Origin of the sequence: Streptomyces sp. NRRL WC-3549, assembly GCF_000721935.1 — a bacterium.
Lineage (GTDB): Bacteria > Actinomycetota > Actinomycetes > Streptomycetales > Streptomycetaceae > Streptomyces.
Window position 1 is genome coordinate 83,699 of sequence record NZ_KL585395.1, and the last position, 1,990, is coordinate 85,688.

At 66.4% G+C, this 1,990-nt stretch carries 1 protein-coding gene; it reads left to right on the top strand.

The features are described from left to right. Positions 1 to 1,964, top strand: a 1,964-nt coding sequence (locus IH13_RS0113160) for a (Fe-S)-binding protein (protein ID WP_031084046.1), incomplete at its 5' end; no start/stop codon positions are given. Positions 1,965 to 1,990 lie beyond the last annotated feature (26 nt).

Genomic DNA, 1,990 nt, shown 5'->3' on the forward strand with positions numbered 1-1,990 from the left:
CGATCGTCGGCGACTGGCTGCCGTTCGAGCTGTACATCGAGTTCATCGGCATCATGACGGTGCTCGGCATCGTCACGCTGATGGCCATCCGGCTGCTGAACCTGCCCTCCCACGCCGGCCGCAAGTCCCGCTTCGCCGGCTCCAAGGCCTGGCAGGCGTACTTCGTCGAGTACATCATCCTGATCATCGGCCTGGCGATCCTCACCCTGCGCGGTCTCGAAGGCGCGATCCACCACGTCGACGGCTACGAAGCCGCGTACTTCGTCTCGTACCCCCTGGTGCTCGCCTTCAAGGGCCTGGCCCTCGGCACGCTCCAGAACCTCATCTACTTCGTCGCGATGATCAAGATCGGTACCTCGCTGATCTGGATGATCACCGTGTCGCTCAACACCAACATGGGTGTCGCCTGGCACCGCTTCCTCGGCTTCCCGAACATCTGGTTCAAGCGGAACGCCGACGGCGAGGTCGCGCTCGGCGCGCTCCAGCCCATGACCACGGGCGGCAAGGAGATCGACTGGGAGGACCCGGCCGAGGACGCCGTCTTCGGTGTCTCCCAGGTCGAGCAGTTCTCCTGGAAGGGCATCCTCGACTTCTCCACCTGTACCGAGTGCGGCCGCTGCCAGTCGCAGTGCCCCGCCTGGAACACCGGCAAGCCGCTCTCCCCCAAGCTCCTGATCATGTCCCTGCGCGACCACGCGCACGCCAAGGCGCCGTACCTGCTGGCCGGCGGCGGCAAGGACATGGAGGGTGAGGAGAAGGCGACCGAGGAGCAGCTCGAGGACGTCCCGGCGTCCGCCCTCGCGGAGGCCGAGCGCCCGCTGATCGGCACCGCCGAGGAGAACGGCGTCATCGACCCGGACGTGCTGTGGTCCTGCACCACCTGCGGTGCGTGCGTGGAGCAGTGCCCGGTCGACATCGAGCACGTCGACCACATCGTCGACATGCGCCGCTACCAGGTGATGATCGAGTCCTCGTTCCCGTCCGAGGCGGGCACGATGCTCAAGAACCTGGAGAAGAAGGGCAACCCCTGGGGGCTGGCCAAGAAGCAGCGCGTGGAGTGGACCAAGGAGGTCGACTTCGAGGTCCCGATCGTGGGCAAGACGGTCGAGGACCTGTCCGAGGTCGACTACCTGTACTGGGTCGGCTGCGCCGGCGCCCTGGAGGACCGCGCCAAGAAGACCACCAAGGCCTTCGCGGAACTCCTGCACATCGCGGGCGTCAAGTTCGCGATCATGGGCGGCGACGAGAAGTGCACCGGTGACTCGGCCCGCCGCCTCGGCAACGAGCCGCTGTTCCAGCAGCTCGGCCAGGAGAACGTCGCGATGCTGAACATGGCGTTCGGCGAGGACGACGACGAGCCGGAGACGAAGAAGCCGAAGTCCTCCAAGAAGATCGTCGCGACCTGCCCGCACTGCTTCAACACGATCGCCAACGAGTACCCGCAGCTCGGCGGCGAGTACGAGGTCATCCACCACACGCAGCTGCTCCAGCACCTGGTGGACGAGGGCAAGCTGATCCCGGTGACGCCCGTCGAGGGTCTGATCACGTACCACGACCCGTGCTACCTGGGCCGTCACAACAAGATCTACACACCCCCGCGCGAGATCATCGCGAAGGTCCCGGGTCTGCGGAACGAGGAGATGCACCGCCACAAGGAGCGCGGCTTCTGCTGCGGCGCCGGCGGGGCCCGGATGTGGATGGAGGAGCGGATCGGCAAGCGCATCAACAACGAGCGTGTCGACGAAGCCCTCGCGCTCAATCCGGACATCGTCTCCACCGCGTGCCCGTTCTGCCTCGTCATGCTGACCGACTCGGTCAACGGCAAGAAGAACGACGGCCAGGCGAAGGAATCCGTCCAGGTGGTCGACGTCTCGCAGCTGCTCCTGGAATCGGTGAAGACGCCCGCCGATCCGGCGGGCGAGCCGGAGACGGCCGACCAGCCGGAGCCCGCGCCCGTGAAGTAGGGCGTGCCGTCACCTCGACCGGAAGC